At 66.7% G+C, this 20239-nt stretch carries 17 protein-coding genes and 3 pseudogenes; 17 read left to right on the forward strand and 3 right to left on the reverse strand.

What is annotated here, in order from left to right:
- Nucleotides 1-149: 149 nt before the first annotated feature.
- The 3 genes and pseudogenes from htpG to ppk1 form a co-directional block, all read right to left on the reverse strand.
- A complete protein-coding gene (gene htpG / locus HZY77_RS02140; protein ID WP_296818277.1) occupies nt 150-2048 on the reverse strand; it encodes a molecular chaperone HtpG in 1899 nt (632 codons plus the stop codon).
- Nucleotides 2049-2250: 202 nt separating this feature from the next.
- Nucleotides 2251-2610 (reverse strand): OmpA family protein, encoded by a 360-nt coding sequence (locus HZY77_RS02145; protein ID WP_296818279.1) that lies wholly within the window; start codon nt 2608-2610, stop codon nt 2251-2253.
- A 710-nt stretch (nt 2611-3320) separates the two neighbouring features.
- A pseudogene (gene ppk1 / locus HZY77_RS02150) lies at nt 3321-5387 on the reverse strand (polyphosphate kinase 1).
- Between the two features lie 65 nt (nt 5388-5452).
- On the opposite strand from ppk1, the gene HZY77_RS02155 reads away from it, so the two are divergent.
- The 17 genes and pseudogenes from HZY77_RS02155 to HZY77_RS02235 all read left to right on the forward strand — a co-directional run.
- A complete protein-coding gene (locus HZY77_RS02155; RefSeq protein WP_296818281.1) occupies nt 5453-6982 on the forward strand; it encodes a CYTH and CHAD domain-containing protein in 1530 nt (509 codons plus the stop codon).
- Between the two features lie 72 nt (nt 6983-7054).
- The gene (locus tag HZY77_RS02160) at nt 7055-7507 is read left to right on the forward strand and encodes a histidine phosphatase family protein (protein WP_296818283.1); all 453 of its coding nucleotides are present in this window, start codon (nt 7055-7057) and stop codon (nt 7505-7507) included.
- 69 nt (nt 7508-7576) lie between these two features.
- Nucleotides 7577-8923 carry a flagellar basal-body MS-ring/collar protein FliF gene (gene fliF / locus HZY77_RS02165; protein ID WP_296818285.1) on the forward strand — a complete coding sequence of 449 codons (1347 nt, stop codon included), beginning with the start codon at nt 7577-7579 and terminating at the stop codon, nt 8921-8923.
- Nucleotides 8920-9885 (forward strand): FliG C-terminal domain-containing protein, encoded by a 966-nt coding sequence (locus HZY77_RS02170; protein ID WP_296818287.1) that lies wholly within the window; start codon nt 8920-8922, stop codon nt 9883-9885. The genes fliF and HZY77_RS02170 overlap by 4 nt, the downstream gene beginning before the upstream one ends.
- Nucleotides 9882-10493: a flagellar assembly protein FliH gene (locus HZY77_RS02175; RefSeq protein ID WP_296631771.1), complete on the forward strand. Its 612-nt coding sequence runs from the start codon at nt 9882-9884 to the stop codon at nt 10491-10493. The genes HZY77_RS02170 and HZY77_RS02175 overlap by 4 nt, the downstream gene beginning before the upstream one ends.
- Nucleotides 10493-11887, forward strand: a complete 1395-nt coding sequence (fliI, locus tag HZY77_RS02180; RefSeq protein ID WP_296818291.1) for a flagellar protein export ATPase FliI — start codon at nt 10493-10495, stop codon at nt 11885-11887. Before HZY77_RS02175 ends, fliI begins: the two co-directional genes overlap by 1 nt.
- Before the next feature lie 78 nt (nt 11888-11965).
- Complete coding sequence (locus HZY77_RS02185) at nt 11966-12334, forward strand: flagellar export protein FliJ (RefSeq protein WP_296818293.1); 369 nt, start codon at nt 11966-11968, stop codon at nt 12332-12334.
- Nucleotides 12334-12798, forward strand: coding sequence for a hypothetical protein (locus HZY77_RS02190; RefSeq protein WP_296818295.1), 465 nt, complete (start codon nt 12334-12336; stop codon nt 12796-12798). Before HZY77_RS02185 ends, HZY77_RS02190 begins: the two co-directional genes overlap by 1 nt.
- 154 nt (nt 12799-12952) lie before the next feature.
- A pseudogene (locus HZY77_RS02195) lies at nt 12953-13003 on the forward strand (flagellar biosynthetic protein FliO); the annotation flags it as partial.
- Between the two features lie 118 nt (nt 13004-13121).
- Nucleotides 13122-13853: a flagellar type III secretion system pore protein FliP gene (gene fliP / locus HZY77_RS02200; RefSeq protein WP_296818297.1), complete on the forward strand. Its 732-nt coding sequence runs from the start codon at nt 13122-13124 to the stop codon at nt 13851-13853.
- Nucleotides 13853-14107 carry a flagellar biosynthesis protein FliQ gene (gene fliQ, locus HZY77_RS02205; protein ID WP_296818299.1) on the forward strand — a complete coding sequence of 85 codons (255 nt, stop codon included), beginning with the start codon at nt 13853-13855 and terminating at the stop codon, nt 14105-14107. Before fliP ends, fliQ begins: the two co-directional genes overlap by 1 nt.
- 7 nt (nt 14108-14114) lie before the next feature.
- Nucleotides 14115-14858 (forward strand): flagellar biosynthetic protein FliR, encoded by a 744-nt coding sequence (locus HZY77_RS02210; protein WP_296818301.1) that lies wholly within the window; start codon nt 14115-14117, stop codon nt 14856-14858.
- An 84-nt stretch (nt 14859-14942) separates the two neighbouring features.
- On the forward strand, nt 14943-16337 hold the full coding sequence (gene zwf, locus HZY77_RS02215) for a glucose-6-phosphate dehydrogenase (protein WP_296818303.1): 1395 nt from the start codon (nt 14943-14945) through the stop codon (nt 16335-16337).
- Between the two features lie 135 nt (nt 16338-16472).
- Nucleotides 16473-17363, forward strand: coding sequence for a 4-hydroxy-tetrahydrodipicolinate synthase (gene dapA / locus HZY77_RS02220; protein WP_296818305.1), 891 nt, complete (start codon nt 16473-16475; stop codon nt 17361-17363).
- Nucleotides 17364-17420: 57 nt separating this feature from the next.
- The gene (gene bamC / locus HZY77_RS02225; protein WP_296818308.1) at nt 17421-18521 is read left to right on the forward strand and encodes an outer membrane protein assembly factor BamC; all 1101 of its coding nucleotides are present in this window, start codon (nt 17421-17423) and stop codon (nt 18519-18521) included.
- A 16-nt stretch (nt 18522-18537) separates the two neighbouring features.
- Entirely contained in the window at nt 18538-19296 is a 759-nt protein-coding gene (locus tag HZY77_RS02230) for an MBL fold metallo-hydrolase (protein ID WP_296820784.1), read from the forward strand.
- A 43-nt stretch (nt 19297-19339) separates the two neighbouring features.
- Nucleotides 19340-20218 (forward strand): annotated as a pseudogene (locus HZY77_RS02235) (DEAD/DEAH box helicase); the annotation flags it as partial.
- Between the last annotated feature and the right edge of the window lie 21 nt (nt 20219-20239).

Here is a 20239-nt window from a genome sequence, read left to right on the forward strand (position 1 = left end):
CAATCGGATACCGTATTGCAAGCCTGTTATCACGGGCGGGCATGAAAAGCGCGACTGATTGCTCAATCGCGCTTGGAACAACGATTAAGGTCTTTCGTGTTTCGATCGTTCGACAGGCTCACGATCAACACGAACGGTCTTTTGCTTGCTTAGCCCGGCAACATCGCCAGCAACCCATTCAACCGCCGGACGAAGCTCGCCGGATCGTCGAGCTGGCCGCCTTCCGCCAGCAGCGCCTGCTCGAACAGCAGGTTGGCCCAGTCGGCGAAGCGGGCTTCATCGGACTCGCTGCTGAGCCGCGTGACCAGGGCGTGGGTCGGGTTGATCTCCAGCGTGGGCTTGACGGTCGGCGCGGCCTGGCCGGCGGCCTTCAACAGGCGTTCGAGGTTGGCGCTCATGTCGCCTTCGCCGGTGACCAGGCAGGCGGGCGAGTCGGTGAGCCGGTGGGTGACGCGGACGTCCTTGACGCGCTCGCCGAGCGTGGCCTTGATGCGCTCGACCAGCGGCTTCATCGATTCCTCGGCTTCCTTCTGCGCGGTCTTCTCGGCTTCGTCTTCGAGTTCGCCGAGGTCGAGGCCGCCCTTGGCGACGGACTTGAGCGGCTTGCCGTCAAATTCATTGAGGTTGCTCGCCAGCCATTCGTCGACGCGGTCGGACAGCAGCAGGACCTCGATGCCTTTCTTGCGGAAGATCTCGAGGTGCGGGCTGTGCTGGGCGGCGGCGAAGCTGTCGGCGGTGATGTAGTAGATCGCGCTCTGGCCTTCCTTCATACGGCCGATGTAGTCCTTGAGCGAGACGACCTGGGCGTCGGTGTCGGTGTGGGTGGAGGCGAAGCGGAGTAGCCCGGCGATCTTCTCGCGGTTGGCGAAGTCCTCGCCCGGGCCTTCCTTCAGCACCTTGCCGAAGGCGTTCCAGAACGTGGCGTATTGCTCGGGCTGGTTCTCGGCCATGTCTTCCAAGAGGCCCAGCACCTTCTTCACCGAGCCATTCTTGATGGCGTCGATGTCGCGGCTGTTCTGCAGGATTTCGCGCGAGACGTTGAGCGGCAGGTCGGCCGAGTCGATGACGCCACGCACGAAGCGCAGGTATTGCGGCATCAGCTGCTCGGCGTCGTCCATGATGAAGACGCGGCGCACATACAGTTTTATCCCATGCCGCTTCTCGCGGTCCCAGAGGTCGAACGGCGCTTTCGAGGGCACGTAGAGCAGCGAGATGTATTCCTGCTTGCCCTCGACGCGGTTGTGCGACCAGGCCAGCGGCGGCTCGAAATCGTGGGCGACGTGCTTGTAGAACTCGGTGTACTCGTCCTCGGTGACGTCCTTCTTGGCGCGCGCCCACAGGGCGGAGGCGCGGTTGACGGTTTCGTCCTCGTCGGTGGGCGTCTCCACGCCGTCCTTCCATTCCGTCTTCTTCATCACGATGGGCAGGGTGATGTGGTCGGAATAGGTGCGGATGACCGACTTGATCTTCCAGTCGGACAGGAACTCGTCCTCGCCTTCGCGCAGATGCAGCACGATCTCGGTGCCGCGCGTGGGCTTCTCGACGGTTTCCAGCGTGTAGTCGCCGGCGCCGGCGGATTCCCAGCGCACGCCGTGTTCGGACGTGAGGCCGGCGCGGCGGGTGGTGAGCGTCACCTTGTCGGCGACGATGAAGGCGGAATAGAAGCCGACGCCGAACTGGCCGATCAGCGCGGCGTCCTTCTTCTGGTCGCCGGACAATTGGCTGAAGAATTCACGGGTGCCGGACTTGGCGATGGTGCCGATGTGGTCGATGACTTCCTGCCGGCTCATGCCGATGCCGTTGTCGGAAATCGTCAGCGTGCGCGCCTCTCGGTCGAAGGCGACACGGATCTTGAGGTCGGGGTCGTTTTCATACAGCGCGGCATCCGACAGGCCTTCGAAGCGCAGCTTGTCGGCGGCGTCGGAGGCGTTGGAAATCAGTTCGCGCAGAAAAATGTCCTTGTTGGAATACAAGGAATGGATCATCAGCTGCAGCAGCTGTTTGACTTCGGCCTGGAAGCCCAGGGTTTCTTTGGTGGTGGCGGACATGCCTTGATCTCCCGTAAAACAAACACGACGCAACGGGAAATGGGGGCGGTGCCGAGGTTTTCAAGTCCGGAAGATCGGAACCGGCTGCGACGCCGTCAATCGCAGCGCATGCCTCGCGTCCTGGGGGCGCCGCCCATGCCGACAAAAAAACGGGAACCTGGGTTCCCGTAGATCCACTCAGGGAGAGCGGTGGAGAACGCGTTTATTCCTTGATCTGGTTCAGTTCGACGCGGCGGTTCTGGGCCCTGCCTTCGTCGGTGTCGTTGCTGGCGATCGGCTGCGATTCGCCGTAGCCCTTGGCCACCAGACGGTCGGCGCGGATGCCTTTACTGATCAGATAGTTGCGAACGGTATTGGCGCGGCGCAGCGACAAGCCCATGTTGTAGCGGTCGCTGCCGATGCTGTCGGTGTGGCCCGCCACTTCTATCTTGACGTCGCCCCACTCCTTGAGCTTGGCGAAGTCTTTGTCGATGACGTCGCGGTCTTCCGGACGCAGCGCGGCGCGGTCGAAATTGAAATTCACGCCTTCGAGCACCATGCGATGCGGCGCCGGGACCGGCACGGGGTGACGACCTGCTGCTCAGCCTCCGGTTTCTGCTCCGTCACGGGGCCGGTGCCGGCTCAACGGGCGCGGCGACTGGAATGGGACACCCGTTGGCGTCGACCTCGGTGCCCTTCGGCGTGTCGGGACATTTGTCCTTGCTGTCGACGACGCCGTCGCCATCGCTGTCGACATCTTTCGGAACCGGGCNNACGGCGTGTCGAGCAAGCCCCGGCCGGGACATCCGATCGTGCGGTACAGCTCGTAGCCGATGGTTTTTCCGGTGGGACTGGCTGCATNTGCGGGGTCGTAGAAACGGCCGTCGGCCGCGTGGGTAGAGACAGTGCCCGCGGAAAGAAGGGCAGCGCCCAGGAGATTGAATATCAAGGGGTTGGTTCGCATTTTTGGCCTTTCGTCTAATTGATATCGATTGGGTCTCGATGCAACACAATAAAAGTTGCGTCGCCTGAGCCTTGTATTCGTTGGCAGGGGCGTGGAGCCCTTGCATCAAGCTGCATATGCTCGCTGAACGCTGAATGGTTCACGCGGGCTTGTTCTTGGGCTCAGTGGACTGGAAGTCAGCTTAAGGCTTGGTGGGGTGTGAACGTATCAGTGGGATACGAACACTTTGTAGGACAAATCCCATCCACGTCGCTGATCGGACGCGCAGCAGGCATCGGGCGAGGTCGCAGGCGAGTGCGAAACGCCGCGTCGGAGTAGGGGAAGCGCTTCTAGGCTGACTTGGTCAGCAGTGCCAGCAGTTCGACCTGCGCACTGTAGGCCTTGGCGCGGCGCTTGGTACGGCGGCGGTAGCTGCCGTCGGGCAGCATGTCCCAGGCCTGCACGTTGTCGCGCAGGTAGGGTTTCAGGCCTTCGGCGATCACGCGTTTCTTCAGCTTGGGATTGAGGATGGGGAAACCGGTCTCGATGCGGCGGAAGAAGTTGCGGTCCATCCAGTCGGCCGACGACAGGAAGACCTTGTCGTCGCCGCCGTTCCTGAAATAGAAGATGCGCGTGTGTTCGAGGAAGCGGCCGACCACCGAACGCACGCGGATGTGTTCGGACAGCCCGGGAATGCCGGGCTTGAGCGCGCACACGCCGCGGACGATGAGATCGATCTTCACCCCGGCCTGACTGGCGGCGTAGAGGGCGGCAATGACCTGCGGTTCCAGCAGCGCGTTCATCTTGGCGATGATGGCGGCGGGCTTGCCGGCGGCCGCCAGTTCGGCTTCGTGGTTGATGGCGGCGACGACTTCGCTGTGCAGGGTGAACGGCGACTGTCACAGGCGTTTCAGCTTGCCGGCCTTGCCCAGCCCGGTGATCTGGGTGAACAGGCTGCTGACGTCGGCGGTGATGGTCTCGTCGGTGGTCAGCAGGCCGAAGTCGGTATACAGGCGCGCGGTGCGGGCGTGGTAGTTGCCGGTGCCCAGGTGGGCGTAGCGTCGCAGTTCGCCGTCTTCGCGGCGGATGACCAGCGCCAGTTTGGCGTGGGTCTTGTGGCCGACGACGCCGTAGACGACATGGGCGCCGACTTCCTCCAGCTTGGCGGCCCAGTTGATGTTGGCTTCCTCGTCGAAGCGCGCCATCAGTTCGACCACCACGGTGACCTCCTTGCCCGACTGCGCGGCCTGGATCAGCGCCTGCATCAGCTTGGAGTCGGTGCCGGTGCGGTACACCGTCTGCCGCATGGCGACGACGTGGGNGTCGGCGGCGGCCTGCTCGATGAAGTCGATCACCGGCTGGAAGGATTCGAAGGGGTGGTGCAGCAGGATGTCGCCCTTGCGGATCTGCGCGAAGATGTCCTCGTCCTTGGCCAGCCGCGCGGGCAGGGCGGGGATGAAGGGGGCGAACTTGAGGTCGGGGCGGTCGACCCAGTCGGGCACCTGCATCAGGCGCACGAGGTTCACCGGTCCCTGTTCCTGGTAGAGGTCGTCGGCTTCGAGCTCGAACTGCGCCAGCAGGAAGGCCGCCATCGATTCCGAGCAGTTGTCGGCCACTTCCAGCCGCACGGCCGCGCCGAAGTGGCGTTGCGGCAGTTCGCCCTGCAGCGCCTGGCGCAGGTTCTTGGTTTCCTCGTCGTCGACGAAGAGGTCGGAGTTGCGGGTGACGCGGAACTGGTAGCAGCCTTGCACCGTCATGCCGGCGAACAGTTCGCCGGCGTGGGCGTGCAGGATCGACGACAGGAAGACGAAGCCGTATTCGCAGCCGGCGATCTCTTCCGGCAGGCGGATGACGCGCGGCAGGGAGCGCGGCGCCTGCACCACGGCGGCGCCGGAATTGCGGCCGAAGGCGTCGCGTCCGGACAGTTCGACCGCGAAGTTGAGGCTCTTGTTGAGCACGCGCGGGAAAGGATGCGAGGNGTCGAGCCCCACCGGCGTCAGCACCGGCATCAGTTCGCGGAAGAAGTAGTCGCGGATCCAGGCCGCCTGGGTTTCGCTCCAGTGCGTGCGGCGGATGAAGTGGACGCCGTGTTCGGCGAGCTCGGGAATGATCGCCTTGTTGAACAGTTCGTACTGGCGCGCAACCAGCGCATGCGCCGTTTCCGAGACTGCCCGGAACTGCTGGCGCGGCGTCAGGCCGTCGGGCGAGCGCTGGGTCGAATTGGCGCGGATCTGTTCCTTGAGGCCGGCCACGCGTACCTCGAAGAATTCGTCCATGTTGCTCGAGACGATGCAGAGGAAGCGCAGACGCTCCAGCAGCGGCATGGAAGGGTCTTCGGCCTGGGCCAGCACGCGGCGCTGGAACGCGAGAATGCCGAGCTCTCGGTTGATGAGGGTATCGGGGCTGGGCAGATTCATGATGAATTTATTCGTGGTGTGTTTCAATGATAAACGCCCGTGTTCGACCCTGACATGACAGTTATATGACAACGCCGCATCCAATGGAAATCGAACTCAAGCTGGCGTTGCCGCCGCAGCAGGCTGCGGCCTTCGTGAAACGCATGGCGCGGCGGCGCAGCGTGCCGACACAGCAGGACCTTGTCACCCGTTATTTCGACACCCCGGACTTCGCCTTGAGCGCGCAGGGCGTGGCGCTGCGCGTGCGGCGGGTGGGACGGCGCTGGCTGCAGACGCTGAAGACCGAGGGCGAACGGCAGGGCGGACTGTCGCGGCGCGTCGAATTCGAGATGTCGGTCAGCCGCGGGGCGCCGGACTGGAGCCGGTTCCCGCCGGAGGCGCTGGCCTATGTACCGGAGGCGTTGCGCGCGCAGTTGGCGCCCGTGTTCGAGACGCGTTTCCATCGCACGGCCTGGCTGATTGCCGGCAAAGGCGGCGCGCAGGTCGAGGTGGCGCTCGATGTCGGCGAGGTGGTTGCAGGCGCACGCAGTCAGCCGATCTGCGAGATCGAGCTCGAATTGAAGACCGGCCAGCCGGATGCGCTGTTCGCGCTGGCGCTGGACTGGGCCGCTGCGTTCGACTGCCTGCCGTTCGACGTCAGCAAGGCCGAGCGCGGCGTGCGGCTGGCGCATGGGATTGGGGCGGTGCCGGTGAAGTCCGTGCCGCTCGCGCTGAACGACGGCATGGGTGTGGAAGCGGGCTTTGCCGCGATCGTCCAGGCCTGTCTGGCGCAGTTCCAGGCCAATCTGCCGGGGGTGCGGGCGTCAGACGACATCGAATATGTGCACCAGGCGCGGGTGGCGTTGCGGCGCCTGCGCGCGGCGCTGCGGCTGTTCCGGACGGCGTGCGCGCTGCCGCCCGGGCTGCTGGACGAACTGCGTGCGCTGGCGTCCGCGCTGGGTCCGGCGCGTGACTGGGACGTGCTGTGCGGCGAAACCCTGCCGGCGATCGCGCCGCACTATCCCGACGCCGACGCCTGGCAGCACGGCATGGCGGCGCTGGAGGCGCGCCGCAGCGCAGTGCGGGCGGCGATGCGGGAAGCGCTGGCGCAGGCCCATCCCGGCGCCTGGCTGCTGGCGATGCAGCGCTGGCTGCTGCGGCATGGCTGGCATGCGCATACTGAGGGCCAGACGGTGCCGGCCGCGCAGCGTTTCATCCAGTTGTCGCCGCTGGACGCCTGGGCGCGCCGGGCGCTGCAGAANGGGCATCGTCCGATCGTGCGCGGCGCACGCGATTTCGCCACGCTGCCGCCGGCCCGGCGGCATGCCCTGCGCATCGCGATCAAGCGCCAGCGGTATGCGGCCGAGTTNTTCCAGACGCTGTTCGACGGCAGGCGGCAGGCGGGGTATCTGGCGGCGTTGCGCACGGCCCAGGACAGCCTGGGGCGGGCCAACGACGCGCACATCGCGTCGGGCCTGCTGACGATGGCGGGGAGNGAGGCGGGCGCGATGGGGGACTTTGCCCTCGGCTGGCTGGCGGCGAAACAGGCGGACGTGGCGGACGGCGAATGTGCNGGGGCGATCCGCGCATTCCTGAAATCGAGGCCTTACTGGTAGATTCGTGGCGAACCCCGGCGCCATGCGGCGGTCTTGCCTGTGAACGGATGCCGGATTTTTCGAGGAAAACCGATGGAACTCATTTTGTGGCGACATGCCGAGGCCGATGACGCGATTCCCGACCTCAAGCGCGAACTCACCGACAAGGGCCGCAAGCAGGCGTCGCGCATGGCCGACTGGCTGACGCCGCGGCTGTCGCAGGACATCCGGATCCTAGTCAGCCCCGCCACCCGCACCCTGCAGACCGCGCAGGCTCTGGGGCGAGGCTTCCAGCGGGTGCCGGCGCTGGCGCCGGGGCCAGCNGCGGACGACGTGCTGGCCGCGGCAGACTGGCCGGATGCGGCCTATCCGGTGCTGGTCGTGGGCCACCAGCCCACGCTGGGGCAGGTGGCGATGCGCCTGCTCACCGGGCAGGCGGGCGACCTGTCGGTGAANAAGGGGAGCATCTGGTGGTTCCAGAGCCGTGAGCGGGCGGGGCAGGTGCAGGTGGTATTGCGCGCTGTGGCCACGCCCGACTGGTTATAATCGCCGTGTGACGATACAAGCCATCAAGACCCGACAGCCCAGCCCGACCCCGCAGACGAGGTGCGTCCAGTGCCGGGTTGGCTGAGCAGTCTGCGCGATCTGATCGCGGAAGCGAGCCCGCTGCGCCGCTTCATGTTCGTCCTGCTGGTGTTGGTGCCGCTGGCGGCGCTGGCTGCGGCCTATGTGTGGCTCAATCCGGCGGACTACCGCGTGCTCTACCCGAAACTGTCCGACCGGGCGGGCGGCGAGGTCATCGCCGCGCTCGACCAGCTCAATATTTCCTATCACCTGTCCGCCGCCGACGGCAGCATCGAGGTGCCGGCCGATCAGCTGCATGTGGCGCGTTACCGTCTGGCCGCGCGCGGCCTGCCCCGGTCCGACGCCGACGCGCAGGATGAGGTCGATCGCGCGCCCCGCTTCGGCGCCTCGTCGCTGGAAGAGCAGCAGCGCTATCAGCACGCGCTCGAAAGCGACCTGGCGCGCTCGATCCAGTCGCTGGAAACGGTCGAGCTGGCGCGCGTCCATCTTGCCCTGCCCAAGGTCTCGCCCTTCCTGCGCGATGCGCCGCCGGCCACCGCTGCGGTGCTGGTGCGCCTGCGCCCGAACGCGCAGCTGTCGGCTGAGCAGGTGACGACGATCCAGACCCTGGTGGCGGCCAGCGTGCCACGCATGAAACGGTCCGAGGTGCAGGTATTCGACCCGCGCGGCGTGCTGCTGGGCGACACGGTGCCCGAGGTGGTGCAGTCGCGGCAGCGGGCGGTGGAACAGGATCTGGCGCAGCGGGCGCTGGCCGTGCTGACACCCTGGCTCGGCAAGGACCGCGTGAGCGTGCAGGTCACGGCCACACTGGAGGACAGCGACGTCGAACAGACAGTGGAACGGGTACGCAACGTCGTGGTGGGTGGCCGGACGCATCCGCTCGAGAAGACCGTGCGCACCACGCATACGCCGGAAGGCCGCATCCGGCGCGTGAATGCCATCGTGATCCTGGGATTTGAGGCGAGCGCCGCCGAACTCGGCCGTGCGGGTCAGCTGGCCCGCCAGGCATTGGGGCTGGTGCCGTCGCGCGGCGACACGGTGAATGTCTATGCGCTGCCTGCGACGCACGCCGCGCAGCCCGCTGCAGCCGTCGCGCAGCCGCAGATGCAGCCTCCGCGTTCGCTTGCGCCCATGCCGCCGGCCAGCCAACCGCCGGCGACACCCGGGATCGTTGACTTCCAGCCCTGGATGCTGGCCGCAGTCGGGGGCGGGCTGCTTCTGCTCCTCGGGGTGGCCGTCTGGCGGCGCCCGCGGTCTGTGCCGGCCGTCGAGCCGCCCGCCGTGGACCTCGACGCCGAACTCGAGGCAACCCGAGGCCAGGTGCTGGCCAATCCGCGCGTGACCGCGGATGTCATCAAGCTCTGGATGCGCGCGTGAGCCAGGCCGGCATCGAAAAATCCGCTGCGCTGCTGCTCGCCCTCGGCGAGGACGCCACGGCAGCCGTATTCCGCTACCTGAGTCCGCTCGAGGTCAGCCGGCTGGGCAGCGCCATGCGCGAGCTCGACGTGCTGCCGCGCGAGCGCGTGCGCGCGATCCTGCGCGATTACGCCGCCGAGGCCGCCGAACAGACCGGATTCGCGGCGGATACCGGCCGTTTTCTCGACGAGACGCTGCGACAGGCATTTCGGCCGGAGCGCGCGCAGGCCATGCTGGAACGCCTGGGGGCGCCGGGCGCGCAGGCGCTGGAGAAGCTGGCCTGGCGCGAGCCGGCGGAAATCGCCGGCCTGCTGGAGGCCCAGGCGTCCCAACTGATCGCCGTGGTGGCCGCGCAGCTGCCGCGCGACGTCGCCGCCGCCGTGCTCGAACTGCTGCCCGGCAAGACGCGCGCGGACACCTTGCTGGCCCTGGCGCACAGCGATACGCCGAGCGCCGACATGCTGGGCGACCTGGACGACTGGCTGGCCAGCCTGGACGCCGCCGCGCCGCCGCAGGGCGAAGCCGCGGTGGCCGGCCTGCTGGGGCAGATGAGCGAGGGCAGCGCCGCCGCCGCCTTGAGCCAGCTCGACCGGAACGATGCGGAACTGGCCGCACGGCTGCGCGTGCGCAATCTCGCGTTCGAAGATCTGGCGCGGCTGCCCGAGGCCAGCCGCAAGACCTTCCTGCGCAACGTCGCTGCGCGTACCCTGTTGCATGCCTTGAAGGGCAGCGACGGGCAGGTGCTCGATGCCCTGACGGCCGTGATGAGTCCGACCGCCGCGCAGCGCATGCGCGTCGATCTCGATACGCTGGGCCCGGTGCCGGTGACCACGATCCAGGCCGCGCAGGACGAGGCGGGCGCGAGCCTGCGTCGGCTGGCGGCTGAAGGTGCGATCCAGTGCCCCGAAGAGGAAGCGGCATGAGCACAGACGACACGACGCCGAATACNCCCACCGCATTCGAACAATGGGAAGTGGTGGAACTGGCTGCGTCCGCCGGCCAGGCTGCGCCCGCCGAGGCCGATCCGCAGGCCGAGCTGGCGGCATTGCGCGAGGCCGCGCGTGCCGAAGGGTATGCCGAAGGCCTGGCGGCGGGGCGCGTGGAAGGGGAACAGGCCTGCGGTCGCATGAAGCAGCTGGCCGAGAGCTTTTCCTCGACGCTCGACAACCTCGATTTCCGCCTCGCCGACATGGTGCTGGAACTGGCGCTCGACGTCGCGCGCCAGGTGGTGGCGGGCGAGTTGGCGGCACGTCCGGAGCGCATCCTCGACGTGGTCAATATGGCGCTGAAGCAGATGGCGGAAACCAGCCGCGAGGCGCGCCTGCTGTTGAATCCGGACGACGCCGCGCTGGTGCGCCCGCATCTCGACCAGGTGCTCGACAAGAACCGCCTGCGCATCGTCGAGGATGTGCGCATCGTCCGTGGCGGCTGCCTGATCGAGACCTCGCAGGGCGACCTCGACGCCACGCTGCCGGCACGCTGGCGCCAGGTGGTGCAGGTGCTCGGCAGCAACCAGAACTGGATCGAGTGATGGATCGTACCGTCCGCCTGCGCGAATACCTGGCCGACTGCCGGCGTGCGGTGAGCTGGGCGACGCCGATCGCGACCAGCGGGCGATTGACGAGGGTGTCCGGGCTGGTGATGGAAGCGGTCGGGCTGCGGATGCCGGTGGGCAGCCAGTGCCACATCCAGATTCCCGGCGGCCAGAGCATCGAGGCCGAGGTGGCCGGGTTTGCCGGCGACCGCCTGTTCATCATGCCGGCGACCGATATCTACGGCGTGATGCCGGGCGCCCGNGTCGTGCCCGACAACCCGCTGGCGGCGCAGCCGCCGCGCCTCGGCATGCGCTACATTCCGCGCCGTCGGGCGCAGGACCGGGTGCGCCAGGTGCCGGTGGGCGACACCTTGCTGGGGCGTGTGCTCGACGGCGCCGGCCGGCCGCTCGACGGTCTGGGGCCGCTGATGCTGGAGCGCCGGGTGCCGCTGTACAGCCGCCCGATCAACCCGCTCGAACGTGCGCCGATCCGGCAGACACTGGACGTCGGCGTGCGCGCGATCAACGGTCTCCTGACGGTGGGACGCGGGCAGCGACTCGGCTTGTTCGCCGGCAGCGGCGTCGGCAAGAGCGTGCTGCTCGGCATGATGGCGCGCATGACCGAAGCCGACGTCGTGGTGGTGGGGCTGATCGGCGAACGCGGCCGCGAGGTCAAGGAATTCATCGATCGCATCCTCGGCAGCGAAGGCATGGCGCGGGCGGTGGTGGTGGCGGCGCCGGCCGACCATCCGCCGCTGATGCGGCTGAACGGTGCGGCCTACGCGATGTCGATCGCCGAATACTTCCGTGACCAGGGTAAGCACGTGCTGCTCATCATGGACTCGCTGACCCGCTACGCGATGGCGCAGCGCGAGGTGGCGCTGGCGATTGGCGAGCCGCCCGCCACCAAGGGCTATCCGCCGTCGGTGTTCGCCAAGCTGCCGCAACTGGCCGAACGCGCCGGCAACGGCCGCAGCGGCAGCGGCTCGATCACCGCGTTCTTCACCGTGCTGATGGAAGGCGACGACCAGCAGGATCCGATCGCCGATGCGGCGCGCGCGATCCTCGACGGCCACATCGTGCTCAGCCGCGACCTCGCCGATGCCGGGCACTANCCCGCGATCGACATCGAGGCGTCGATCAGCCGGGCGCAGCCCGACCTGCTGTCGGACGAGGCGCTGGAACGCACCCGCCGTTTCAAGTATCTCTATTCGCGCTATATGCGCAGCCGCGATCTGCTCGCCGTCGGCGCTTACGTGCCGGGTGCCGACCTGGTGCTGGACGAGGGCGTACGGCTGTANCCCCGGATGCAGAGCTACCTGATGCAGGGCATGCGCGAACGCGCGCCGCTGAACGCTGCACGTGACGACCTCGACGAGGTGCTTGGGTGAAGCCGTTTTCGCTGGCACGAGTGCTGCAGCTGGCCGAACGGCGCAGCGAAACCCTGGCGCGCGAAGTCAAGCTGGCGCATGGCGTGTGGTTGCGCGCGCGGCCGGCAGGTGCAGTTGCTGGCCTTGCGCGACGCGCACATCGCGCAGCTGGCAGTCGAGCTGCGCGATGGCGTGACGGCGGCGCAGCTGCTGGAAAAGAATCGGCTGCAGTACGCGCAAGCCGCGGAAATGCAGGTTGCGCAAACCGCCATCGACGACGCCCACCGCGACTGGCAGGCCCGACTGGCCGAATGGATGCAGGCCGAACAGCGGGTGAAGGCACTGCGCCTGCTGGAGCAGCGCCATCTGGCGCAGGCTGCCATCCTGCAGCGGCGCATCGAGCAACGCGATCACGACGAATTGGTGGAGCTGACGCACCGGCGCGATACCGGGCGACGGGGGCGCTGATGCAGCTGCTCGAACTTACACCTGCCGAAATCGCCTTTCTGAAAGCGCCTGCGCCGCCGTCCAGCGGCCTGCCGGCGCGCCTGACCCACAAGCTGGCCGCGACCTTGAGCGCCCGGTTGCGCCTGCCGGTCCAGGCGATGGCGCAACCGGCACCCGAGTTGGCCGACGTGCCGATGACGCCGGCCTGGCTGCCCGATGCCACGCTGGCCGCCCTCTGGCTGACGCGCCGCCTGGGAGGCCGCAGTGCGGTGGGCGGGACGTCCTTCGTTCCCGGCAGCTTCGTGCGGACACTGGATGCCGTGCTGGCGGAAAGCTGGCTGGACGCGCCGGGGGCGGACGCGCTGCCGCCTGCGCTGGCATGGCACATCACGGCTGCGTCCACGCAGGCAAGGCTTGCCCTGCAGTTGCCGCATTCCACAACCGACATGACGCGCTGGGCGCGNGAGGTCATCCGGCATGGCTAGATTCTTCGCGGCAGGTATCTTGCTGCTGGTTCCGTCCTGGGCACTGGCGGCGACCGATACCGCAGGCAGCCTGTTCACCGTGCTGCTGAGCCTGGTGCTCATTCTCGGCGGGTTCGTCGCGGTTGCCTGGTTCGTTCGTCGCTATCTGCCGGGCATGGGCGCGCAGGGCACTGTCAAGGTGGTGGGGACGACCGCGGTGGGTGCGCGCGAGCGCGTGGTGACGGTCGAGGTGGGCGATACCTGGCTACTGCTGGGCGTGGGGGCGGCAATGTGCGCCTGCTGCATACCTTGCCCAAGCCGGAGTCGGTGCAGGAGCACGGACGATGAAGACGCGGGTGTGGTTGTGGCTGCTTCTCGGCTTCTGCGTGCCGGCCTGGGCGGCGGACGCCAGCGTGCCCTTGCTGAGCGTGACGCCGGGCGCGGGAGGACAGGTGCTCGGCGTGCCGGGAACGAGCCTGCCCTGGTTGCTGCTGTTCCCGTTCCTGCCGGCCCTGCTGCTGGCGTTCACCGCGTTCACCCGGATTGCCGTGGTGCTGTTCCTGCTGCGCCAGGGCCTGGGCAGTTCGACCGCGCCGCCGAATCTGGTGCTGATGGGACTGGCGCTGCTGCTGACGGTGTTCGTGATGTCGCCGGCGTTGAAGACCATCAATACCGAGGCCTACCAGCCGTATCTCGCCGGTACGCTCAGCTTCAACGCCGCCGCCGAAAAGGCCGCGTCGCCGCTGAAAATATTCATGCTGCGGCAGACCCGCGCCGAGGATCTCAGCCTGTTCACCGAGAACGATAAAAGCATCGATCCGAAGCAGGTGGACAGCGTGTCGCTGGCGGCGCTTGCACCGGCCTTTCTCACGAGTGAACTCAAGACCGCCTTCCAGATCGGCTTCATGGTCGTGTTGCCGTTCCTGGTCATCGACCTGGTGGTCGCCGCCGTGCTGACCGCGCTCGGCATGATCATGCTGCCGCCGCAGCTGGTGTCGCTGCCCTTGAAGCTGCTGTTGTTCGTCACGGTGGACGGCTGGCACCTGCTGGTCGGCTCGCTGCTCGGGAGCTTCTGATGGAAGGCCTTGCGCGCGACGCGCTCTGGCTGGTGATGCTGATCGCCGCGCCGGTGTTGCTGGCGGGACTGTTGACGGCATTCGCCATCAGCCTGTTCCAGGCCGCCACGCAGATCCTCGAACCGACGCTCTCTTTCGTACCCAAGCTCATCATCGTGCTGCTCGTGCTGGCGCTGCTGGGCAGCTGGATGGGAGGGCAGCTGGTCGAGTTTGCGCGCAGCATGCTGACTGATTTCCCGGGGCTGGTGGAGTGAGCAGATCATGCCCCTGACCGAAGCGAGCCTGTCGGCCTGGGTATTCGCCTTCGCGCGCCTCGCCGGGTGGACCCTGTTCGACCCGCTGGTCGGCCGCCTGCCGTTGCTGCTGCGCCTGTTCCTGGCCGCCGTGCTGGCAGCGGTGCTGGCGCCGGGCCTCGCGCTCGGCGCCACCGCGCCGTTCACACTGCAAGGCATACTCGCTTTGGGCATGGAAGTCGTGTGGGGCGCGGCGCTGGCGTTGTGCGTATGGCTGGTGTTTGCTGCGGTGAGCGCGGCGCTGGTATGGACCGGCCATACCGTGACCGGCGGCCTGCTGTCCCTGACCGCCGAGCAGGCGGCACCCGCGGATGCCGCCTGGCGTGCGCTGGCGGGTTGGCTGGCGGCGATGGCGTTCCTGGGGGCGAGCGGCCATCTGCTGGTCGTGCATGCCCTGCGCGACAGTTTTGCGGCGATGCCGGTCGCCATCCTGCCGGCCGCTACGGACGTGCGCCAGCTGGCCGAAGCCGGCAGCTGGCTGTTCGCCACCGGCGTGCAGCTTGCCCTGCCTCTGCTGGCCTTGGCGCTGCTGGTCCAGCTGGCGTTCGGTATCGTGGCCCGCACCACGCCGGGGCTGGACATGTTCTCGGTCGGGCTCGGCGTGGCGGCATTGGGTCTGGTGGCCATCTGGATTGCTGCGGTGCCGTTGCTGGCGCACGGTGTCGGCCTCGGCATCGAGCAACTCACGGGCTGGCTGGGCAGGCTCAGGTGAATCGAGGCCATGGACAGGTGATCCCCGACGCGTTCTGCGTAGCTGCTATAACGTCAACCTGAAGCAAGCCTGGAGCCTAATGCCGTGACCGAGAACCCGATCTCCGATGCCCTGGTCCTGTTTGGCGCCACGGGCGACCTTGCCCGGCGCAAGATCTTTCCCGCGCTGCACGACATGTTGCGGCATGGCCGCACGCTGCCGCCGATCCTGTGCGTGGCGCATTCCCCGGGGTGGGACATCGAGCGCCTGCGCGCCCACGCCCACGACGGCATCGTCAATTTTGGCGGCGGACTGGATGAAGTGGTGTTCCGCAATCTCGCCAGCCTGCTGACCTATGTCAACGGCGACTACGAAGATCCTGAAACGTACGTGGCGCTGCGCCGCGCCCTGGAGCACCGGAAACATCCGCTCCATTACTTCGCCATCCCGCCGGCCATGTTTCCCGTCGTGGTACGCGGCTTGGCTGCGGCCGGCTGCACCGAAGGCGCGCGGGTCGTGGTGGAGAAACCCTTCGGACGCGACCTGGAATCGGCACGCTCGCTCAACGCGACGCTGTACGAAGCGCTGCCGGAATCTGGGATCTTCCGCATCGACCACTACCTGGGCAAGGAGGCCGTGCAGAACATCCTGTATTTCCGTTTCGCCAACTCCTTCCTCGAACCGATCTGGAACCGCAACCATATCCGGCAAATCCAGATCACCATGTCGGAGAACTTCGGCGTGGCCGGGCGCGGACGCTTTTACGATTCGGTCGGGGCCATCCGCGACGTCCTGCAGAATCACCTGCTGCAGATCCTTGCCCTGCTGGCCATGGAACCGCCGCTGGGAACCAGCGCGGAAGCGGTGCGCGATGAGCAGGCCAAACTGCTCAAGGCCATCCGCCCGCTGGAACCCGGCGACATGGTTCGCGGACAATACGAGGGCTACCGGAAGGAGGAGGGCGTCGCGCGCGGCTCGGATACCGAAACCTACGCAGCCGTACGGTTCTACGTGGACACCTGGCGCTGGGCGGGCGTCCCCTTCATCGTGCGGACCGGCAAGCACCTGCCGCTCACCACCACCGAGATCCGTGCCGAGTTCCAGCTTCCGCCGCAGCGCGTGTTCGCGCTGTCCGAGGCCGGGCCGCTGGCCCCGAATTACCTGCGCATGCGTTTGTCGCCGACCGTGTCCATCGCGCTGGGTGCGCGCACGAAGAATGCGGGCGACCGCATGGTCGGGCGGCCGGTCGAACTCTATGTCTGCAATAACCACCCGGATGAAATGAGCGCCTACGAGCGCCTGCTCGGTGACGCCATGGACGGCGAGGCCATGCTGTTCGCCCGCCAGGACGCGGTGGAAGCGGCCTGGCGCGTGGTGGAACCCGTCCTGTCGCATCGCGACCCGGCGTGTCTCTACGAGCCCGGCACGTGGGGACCGGCCGAGGCCGACCTGCTGCTTGCCGGCGGACGCTGGCATAACCCGCGTCCCCCTCAGGGCTAGGGGCAGGTCCCGTAATCGCAGCATGCATGCCCTGATTTAGAAAAAGCCGGGCGCGACCAGATGGATTAGAATGCGTGATTTATCGTTACATCGCCGGGAACCCGGCGTGTGTCTGAAATAATAGCGGCGGAAAAAATGGCAGAAATGAATAGGATCAGAGGCAGCCTGGTTGCGATCGTCACGCCCATGTCGGACGACGGCGCGCTCGATCTCGACACGCTGCGGCGCCTGATCGACTGGCATATTGCCGAAGGGTCGGACGGCATCGTCATCGTAGGCACCACCGGCGAATCGCCTACGGTCAGCTACGACGAGCATTGCCTGTTGATCCGCACGACGGTCGAGCAGGTGGCCGGACGTGTGCCGGTGATCGCCGGTACCGGCGCGAATTCGACCGCCGAGGCGATCGAGCTGACCGCGTGCGCCAAGGCGGCAGGTGCGCAGGCCGGCCTGTCCGTGGTGCCCTACTACAACAAGCCGACGCAGGAAGGTCTTTACCAGCATTTCCGCAAGATCGCCGAAGCAGTCGACCTGCCGCTGATTCTCTACAATGTGCCGGGACGCACGGTGACCGACCTCTCCAACGATACGACGCTGCGTCTGGCAGACGTGCCCGGCATCGTCGGCATCAAGGACGCGACCGGAAGCATGGAGCGTGCGGCCGATCTGCTGCGTCGCGCGCCCGAAGGGTTCGCGCTGTATACCGGCGACGACGCTTCGGCGCTGCCCTTCATGCTGCTGGGTGGCCACGGCGTGATTTCGGTGACCGCCAACGTCGCGCCGAAAATGATGCACGAGCTGTGCGCCGCGGCATTCGCCGGGAACCTGNNGCGCGCGCGCGAACTCAATAATGCGCTGCTGCCCTTGCACAGCAAGCTGTTTGTCGAGGCCAACCCGATTCCGGTCAAGTGGGCGTGCGCGGAGCTGGGGCTGATTTCGCCCGCCTTGCGCCTGCCCCTGACCCCGTTGTCTGCCGGACTGCATGACACGGTGCGCGACGCACTGCGTCACGCCAAATTGATCTAGCACGGTGCGATGCGCCGTGCCGCTTTGATTCAAGCCTTCGTTTAGGACACCATTTATATGCGTTTATTGCCCCTGTTTGTGATGGTTGCCGTGGCCCTGTCGGGGTGTGGCATCGTGGAATCCAAGAAGATCGATTACAAGTCGGCCGGCAAGCTGCCGACGCTGGAAGTGCCGCCCGATCTGGTGGCGCCGACGGCAGACAACCGTTATGCGATTCCCGATAGCCAGGGCAGTGGCACGGCCACGTTGTCGGCCTACAGCCAGGAGCGCAAGGCGACACCGAGCAGCGCGCAGACCCTGCTCCCCACCGAAGAGAAAGCCCACATCGAACGCGCCGGCAGCCAGCGCTGGCTGGTGGTGCAGGCCACCCCGCAGCAAGTGTGGCCGGTGATCAAGGATTTCTGGCAGGAGAACGGTTTCATCATCAACATGGAATCGCCCGAAACCGGCATCATCGAAACCGACTGGGCGGAAAACCGGGCCAAGATCCCGCAGGACATCATCCGCCGCACGATCGGCAAGGTATTCGACGGCCTGTATTCCACCGCCGAGCGCGACAAGTTCCGCACGCGGATCGAAACCGGCAAGAGCGGCACCGAAATCTACATCAGCCATCGCGGCATGAAGGAAGTCTACGCCACCGAGGCCAAGGACAAGACCGTGTGGGAGCCGCGCCAGCCCGACCCGGAACTCGAGGCCGAGATGCTGCGTCGCCTGATGCTGCGCTTCGGTGTGGAGAAGAGCCGCGTCGATGCGCAGCTGGCCAAACAGCAGACGCCGGAGATGGCGCGCATCGTCCAGGAAGCCGGCGCCCCGGTCCTGGAAATGGATGAAGGCTTCGACCGCGCCTGGCGTCGTGTCGGCCTCGCGCTCGACCGCGTCGGCTTCGCCGTGGAGGACCGCGACCGCTCCAAGGGCATCTACTACGTGCGTTACATCGACCCCGGTATCGACAACGCCAGCAAGCGCGACGAAGGCATGTTCGCCAAGCTCGCCTTCTGGCGCAGCAAGAAGACGCAGACCTCGCCGCAACTGCAAATCGTGGTCAGCGAAGCGGGTGCGAAGAGCCGGGTTGGCGTCACCGGTACCGATGGCAAGGCAGCCGACGCCGACACGCAGAATCGCATCATCAAGCTGTTGCACAACGAGTTGAAGTGACGCAGGGACGGGCGTGATGCGGTTCGCCAGCCTCGGCAGCGGCAGCGAAGGCAACGGCCTGGTGGTCGAGGCCGGCTCCACCCGGGTGTTGATGGACTGCGGTTTCGGGCTGGCCGACAGCATTGCGCGGCTGGCACGGCTCAAGCTGGAGGTCGCTGATCTGGCAGGCATCGTCGTGACCCACGAGCACAGCGACCATATCGGCGGGGTGGGCCGGCTGGCGCGCAAGCACAAATTGCCGGTGTGGCTGACCGCCGGCACGCTGGCCATGGCGCAGGACCTCGACGGCGTGACGGTGCGGGTGATCGACAGCCATGCGGCGTTCGCGGTGGACGATCTGGAAATCCAGCCGTTTCCCGTGCCGCACGATGCGCGCGAACCGGTGCAGTATGTGTTCGGCGACGGCAGTCGCCGTTTGGGCGTGCTGACCGATACCGGCTGCAGCACGCCGCACATCGAGGCCATGCTGGCCGGCATCGACGCGTTGGTGCTGGAATGCAATCACGATGCCGCGATGCTGGAAAACGGGCCGTATCCCGTGAGCCTCAAGCGCCGTGTGGGCGGGCGTTTCGGCCATCTGGAAAACGGCCAGTCGGCGGCCTTGCTGGACAAACTGAAGCACGGCGGGTTGCAATGTGTGATGGCCGCACACGTCTCGCGCAAGAACAACACGGCCGCCCTGGCGCAACGCGCACTGGCCCAGGTGCTGGATTGCGCGGATGGCGACGTGCGTGTGGCCTGCCAGACGGCAGGTTTCGACTGGATCCGGATGTAGCCGGCCAGAATTTAACCGAACCAGAGTATTCACTGGACAGATTTTGACGACTTTTGCTGAACTCGGGCTGGCGCCCGACATCCTGCGTGCCCTCGACGAAATGGGCTACGCGACCCCGACCCCGATCCAGGCGCAAGTGATTCCCCTGGCGCTGCAGGGCGGCGACATTCTCGGTGCCGCGCAGACCGGCACCGGCAAGACGGCGGCCTTCGCGCTGCCGCTGATCCAGCGCCTGCTGCCATTCGCCAACAACGGCACGTCGCCGGCCAAGCATCCGATCCGCGCGTTGATCCTCACCCCCACACGCGAACTGGCGATCCAGGTCGAGGAGGCCGTGCAGGCCTACACCAAGCACGTGCCGCTGCGCTCGCTGGTGGTGTACGGCGGGGTCAACATCAACACGCAGATTCCGATCCTGAAGACTGGCGTCGAAATCCTGGTGGCGACGCCCGGCCGTCTGCTCGATCACGTGCAGAACAAGACGCTGTCGCTCTCCCAGGTCAACACCCTGGTGCTCGACGAAGCCGACCGCATGCTCGACATGGGTTTCATGCCCGACCTCAAGCGCATCGTCGCCCTGTTGCCGATGCAGCGGGTCAACATGATGTTCTCGGCGACCTTCCCGGAGGAAATCCGCAAGCTGGCCGACAGCATCCTCAATAGTCCGACCTTCATCGAGGTGGCGCGTAACGAAACGGCCGTGACGGTCACCCAGGTGGTGCATCCGGTGCACCACGAGCGCAAGCGGGCTTTGCTGGCACACCTGATCAAGAGCCGCGATCTGCGGCAGGTGCTCGTGTTCACAGGGACAAAACTGGGCTGCAACCGGCTCGCCAACGAACTCAACAAGGCCGGCATCCACGCCGACGCCATCCACGGCGACAAGACCCAGCAGGAGCGCATCAAGGAGTTATGGTCATTTCTGGTGTACGGGAAGGTAGAA

Origin of the sequence: Thiobacillus sp. (assembly GCF_013693775.1) — a bacterium.
Taxonomy (GTDB): Bacteria; Pseudomonadota; Gammaproteobacteria; order Burkholderiales; family Thiobacillaceae; genus Thiobacillus.

Coding starts and splice junctions, on each gene's coding strand:
- htpG (WP_296818277.1), bottom strand. CDS start 2,048: ATGTCCGCCACCACCAAAGAAACCCTGGGCTTCCAGGCCGAAGTCAAA.
- HZY77_RS02185 (WP_296818293.1), top strand. CDS start 11,966: ATGGCGTGTGGTTGCGCGCGCGGCCGGCAGGTGCAGTTGCTGGCCTTG.
- fliP (WP_296818297.1), top strand. CDS start 13,122: ATGAAGACGCGGGTGTGGTTGTGGCTGCTTCTCGGCTTCTGCGTGCCG.
- fliQ (WP_296818299.1), top strand. CDS start 13,853: ATGGAAGGCCTTGCGCGCGACGCGCTCTGGCTGGTGATGCTGATCGCC.
- HZY77_RS02210 (WP_296818301.1), top strand. CDS start 14,115: ATGCCCCTGACCGAAGCGAGCCTGTCGGCCTGGGTATTCGCCTTCGCG.
- bamC (WP_296818308.1), top strand. CDS start 17,421: ATGCGTTTATTGCCCCTGTTTGTGATGGTTGCCGTGGCCCTGTCGGGG.
- HZY77_RS02230 (WP_296820784.1), top strand. CDS start 18,538: ATGCGGTTCGCCAGCCTCGGCAGCGGCAGCGAAGGCAACGGCCTGGTG.